The following is a 3,961-nucleotide window of genomic DNA, read 5'->3' on the forward strand; positions in this document are numbered from 1 at the left end:
TTTCATTTCGACTCCCAACTCCTCCAGGAGCAGTACCTACGCGAACGCGGCATCATCCAGAAAGGGCTGGAGCTCGCGGAATGGACCACCAGCCAGCAGACCCGCTGGCGCGACCAGGACACCGCCAACCGCGACCTCCGCCGGACCCTTCAGACCTCCGCCATCCGCGCCGTCGAACTCGTCACCGTCTTCACCGCCGCCATCGCCTTCGCCGTCGGCTCACTCCAGATCACCCTCACCGGGATCCTTACCTTCCGCGACCGGGCCATCCTGCTCACCATCCTCGGCGCGGGACTCCTGCTCTTCGCGTCCCTCATCATCGCCGGCACCTGGATCATCACCGGCCGACACCAGCCCGACCCTGGCGCCCCACCGGACAGGACCAGCAGACCCTGAGCCTCACGCGCGCCGTCGCGCCCCTCTCCACCTCCCCAGGTCCCGGAACTGGCTCCCAGGTCCCGGAACTGGCGAAGCACCTCGACGCCCGGGCCGAGGGGCCCGCTCCCGATGATCGGCTTGACCACGGGCCAGATCGACAGTCGACCGTGCTTCCAGGTCCGAAGCCAAGCCATCCGGGCTCGGCCCTGCCGGGCATGACGCGGCGACGCGGCGACGCGGTCAGGTACGGGCAGTCGGGTCCTGATAGCATTGGATATCGCCTGCAGGTTCAGCCCTTGGAGGTGCGGTCGATGTCCGACGTGCTCATTCGTGACGTACCCGATGACGTGCTGGCCGCCGTCGAGGCTCATGCCGCCAGGCTCGGCCTGTCTCGCAACGAGTACCTTCGCCGGCAACTCGCCCAGGACGCGGCGCGCTCGATAGCCCCGGTGACCCTGGACGACTTGCGCTGGTTCAGCGCCGCGTTTCGTGATCTCAGCGACCCCGAGGTCATGCGGCAGGCCTGGACGTGACCACCACGGCCGAGACGCAGCGTTGGCTTGTCGACAAGTCCGCCCTCGTCCGGCTGAGCGAGAGTCCCGATGCCGACCTGTGGCTGTCCCGTATCCAGCGAGGTCTGGTCCGTATCACGACGGTCACGATTCTGGAGGTCGGCTTTTCCGCGAGATCCGTCAATGATCTTCGTGTCAGGTTACGCCGGCCGCCGGTCTCGGCGATGCCCGTCGAGAACGTGACGCCCCGGATCGAGTCCAGGGCCGTGGAGGTTCAAGGGCTGCTCGCCGGCCTCGGGCACCATCGCGCGCCGTCCGTCCCCGATCTGATCATTGCTGCGACGGCCGAGCTGGCCGGGCTTGTGGTGCTGCATGTCGACAAGGACTTCGAGTTGATCGCCGCGGTCACCGGGCAGCCCACCGAGCGACTCCGCCTGTCGTAGCGGCCAGGAGGAGCCCGCCCACCCACGGGTAGCCGCCGCCGAACTTCGGCGTCACTTCGGCACAGCCGACCGGAGTTCACCGGCGCGAGCCGGACGGCCCCAGGGGGACATCGAGGCTGAAACGCCTGGTAGGCAAGCGCTTCAGGCTGCTGATCGAAGTGTGCCCCCAACGGGAACCAACACAGAATAGTGCAGGTGTCAAGGGCCATTGAGAACGGCCCGGTGACGCCGTGCCGGCCGTATCCCCACGGCATCGGAACGGATGCGCGTGCGAACGGGACTCCCGGCCGGCAGTGAGGTCGATTACCGACATCCCGGAGTCCTTCCACTGCCGCATCCCACAAGGTGCCACCAGGTAGCACCTTGTGGCACCGCTCGGATATCATACGTGTATGAGTGCACAGCCTGAGATCACCCAGCGTGACCTGCGCAGCAGGTCCAAGGAGATCATGGACGCGGTCCAGAGCGGCCAGGCGTTCACGGTCACTCGTGACGGACACCAGATCGGCGAACTGGTCCCCTTGCGGCGCCGCAGGCGGTTTGTGTCCCGCAGCGAGTTCGCGGCGATGTCCCGCAGCGCCCCCGACATCTTCCTGGACGCCTTCCGCGCCGACCAGGACGCCACGGCAGAGCAGGAAGCGGACGACCCGTATGGCCGGTGACCACGCGCAGGGGCTGCTCGACACGAACATCATGATCCTGCGCAGATGGGTGGATCCCGAGGAGCTGCCCGCCGAAATGGCGATCACCGCCGTCACGCTGGCGGAGCTGTCCGCGGGCCCGCACGAGGTGCGCCGGAACGAGGAGCAGAACGAGTACGACGAGCACGCCGAACGGGCCCGGCGGCTGGATGTGCTGCAGCGCGCGGAGAACGAGTTCGACGCGATCCCGTTCGACGCGGAAGCCGCCCGTATCTATGGCCGGGTCTGCGCTGCCGTGATCAGCGCCGGCCGCAAGCCCCGACGGCGCGTGGCCGACCTGATGATCGCCGCTATCGCGATCGCCGAGGACCTACCGCTGTACACCACCAACCCCGACGACTTCACAGGGCTGGACGATCTCCTCACCGTCGTCCCCGTCACCCGCTCCAAGACCCCCGGCGACCGGTAAGCGCTCAGGACTGTCGTCGGGTGGGCCCGGACAGGCCACATCCGGGTGGATCTCACCGGCCGGCTGGCCGTTGCCCCTTCGGCGGTGGGCGCTGGTAGTCGCTGGGCAGTTTGATGTGAAGGGTGACGCGGTCACTGTCCGAATGGAGACGTACGGTGAGCTGGGTGATCTCGAACAGTCGCCACTGAAGTTCCTCCGGGGCCTGGCCCAGATGACACACCTGCATCCGGCCGCTGGCTCAACGGGGATCATCGCCGAGGTCTCCCCCGTGCAACCAAGGCGGCGAGGGCCTTGCACCGCGGTACATCAGGAATGAATGTCACATAATCTGACATTACGGACGGCATGATTGATAACTTGAAGAAGCAGTCGATCAATTTGCTGTCATCGCTGCCGCTCGGAGGCACCTCGGCTGATTACACAAAATAACCTATTAACTACTATCCGTGCCCCCAACGGGATTCGAACCCGTGCTACCGCCTTGAAAGGGCGACGTCCTGGGCCGCTAGACGATGGGGGCGCGGCGACGACCCTCAGCGAGGCTGCGCATCCGCCCAGCCGCGACGTCGATCGTCTGAAACACCGCAAGCATAGGGGATGGCCCGGTCGGACGACAAACCCTTCCCGGGCCATCCCGACCGCTCGGCATCCCCGTGGGAACGCTCCCCTGGCCGGCCAGCCGACCACCCGGCTGCCGCGTCACCGACCCTTCTCCAGGCGTGAACGGCCCGGCGGCGCCTCCTGCCCCGCGGGGCGGCCGGCCGCGGGCGCGATGGCGCGGCGCGGGTCGACCCATCGGTAGCGGGAACGGAAGAAGGCTCGGACCGGCCGCCCCCCGATCGCGATCGAGTGCTCGATCCGCGCCGGCCCGGCGGGATCGCCGCGACCATGGACCTCGGCGAGATCGAAACTCAGCGTGACCTCGTCGGCCCGGTCCCCGGGAGTGTCCGGATCATAGACACGGAGCGTAATCGACGTTCCGGCCTGGATATAGGCGTAAGCGAGCACCTGATGGTTCAGGCCGAGCAGCCGCGGATCGGAGGACCGCACCGTGATGATCCCGATCGGGGACAGCAACCCCTCGTCCAGATCGAGCCGGATCCGTGGCCACTCGTCCGCCAGGCTCGTCCGCGCGACCCCCGGCCGGACCCGGATCCCCCGGTTGGCGTCGGCGTCGGCACCCTGCATGAGCCGGTAGTAGCGGGCCACCCCCCGCGGGATGTCGAAGCTCTCCAGCAGGCGGCGGACGAGGTACGCGTACAGCGGGGACCCGACGGCCGGCGCCACGACGTCAGGCGGCGGCCCGATTCCGGCCTCGAACAGATCACGCACAGCGTAGATCATCCCGCCGCACAGGCCCCGGCTGGCGTCGCCGAGGCCCAGCCGCCGAGTCGACCATGGCGCCGAAACGGCCAGCAACGGTTGCGGAGCGAAGCTGTTCGTGAACCGGAAGGCGCTGGTACTGGGCCGGAAACCGGGCACAGCCGACTTCCGCCCCCAGCCCTGGTCATCGGCGCC

The 3,961-nt window shown here is 67.8% G+C and carries 5 protein-coding genes, 1 tRNA gene and 1 pseudogene; 5 read left to right on the forward strand and 2 right to left on the reverse strand.

The annotated features are described in order from the left end of the window. From ACY5KJ_RS08245 to ACY5KJ_RS08265, 5 genes and pseudogenes are all read left to right on the forward strand, one after another. Positions 1-396: pseudogene (locus ACY5KJ_RS08245) on the forward strand (hypothetical protein); the annotation flags it as partial. A gap of 293 nt (positions 397-689) precedes the next feature. Next, positions 690-911: a type II toxin-antitoxin system VapB family antitoxin gene (gene vapB / locus ACY5KJ_RS08250; protein ID WP_462186980.1), complete on the forward strand. Its 222-nt coding sequence runs from the start codon at positions 690-692 to the stop codon at positions 909-911. Then, positions 908-1,333, forward strand: coding sequence for a PIN domain-containing protein (locus ACY5KJ_RS08255; protein WP_462186981.1), 426 nt, complete (start codon positions 908-910; stop codon positions 1,331-1,333). Before vapB ends, ACY5KJ_RS08255 begins: the two co-directional genes overlap by 4 nt. Before the next feature lie 392 nt (positions 1,334-1,725). Then, the gene (locus ACY5KJ_RS08260) at positions 1,726-1,995 is read left to right on the forward strand and encodes a type II toxin-antitoxin system Phd/YefM family antitoxin (RefSeq protein WP_462186982.1); all 270 of its coding nucleotides are present in this window, start codon (positions 1,726-1,728) and stop codon (positions 1,993-1,995) included. Next, entirely contained in the window at positions 1,985-2,443 is a 459-nt protein-coding gene (locus ACY5KJ_RS08265; RefSeq protein ID WP_462186983.1) for a PIN domain-containing protein, read from the forward strand. The genes ACY5KJ_RS08260 and ACY5KJ_RS08265 overlap by 11 nt, the downstream gene beginning before the upstream one ends. 447 nt (positions 2,444-2,890) lie before the next feature. On the opposite strand, the gene ACY5KJ_RS08270 is transcribed toward ACY5KJ_RS08265, so the two are convergent. Together ACY5KJ_RS08270 and ACY5KJ_RS08275 are read right to left on the reverse strand one after the other, a co-directional pair. After that, a tRNA-Glu gene (locus ACY5KJ_RS08270) sits at positions 2,891-2,963 on the reverse strand. Positions 2,964-3,142: 179 nt separating this feature from the next. Then, positions 3,143-3,925 (reverse strand): hypothetical protein, encoded by a 783-nt coding sequence (locus ACY5KJ_RS08275; RefSeq protein WP_462203111.1) that lies wholly within the window; start codon positions 3,923-3,925, stop codon positions 3,143-3,145. Positions 3,926-3,961 lie beyond the last annotated feature (36 nt).

Source organism: Frankia sp. CcWB3 (assembly GCF_977927595.1).

Coding starts and splice junctions, on each gene's coding strand:
- vapB (WP_462186980.1), top strand. CDS start 690: ATGTCCGACGTGCTCATTCGTGACGTACCCGATGACGTGCTGGCCGCC.
- ACY5KJ_RS08260 (WP_462186982.1), top strand. CDS start 1,726: ATGAGTGCACAGCCTGAGATCACCCAGCGTGACCTGCGCAGCAGGTCC.
- ACY5KJ_RS08265 (WP_462186983.1), top strand. CDS start 1,985: ATGGCCGGTGACCACGCGCAGGGGCTGCTCGACACGAACATCATGATC.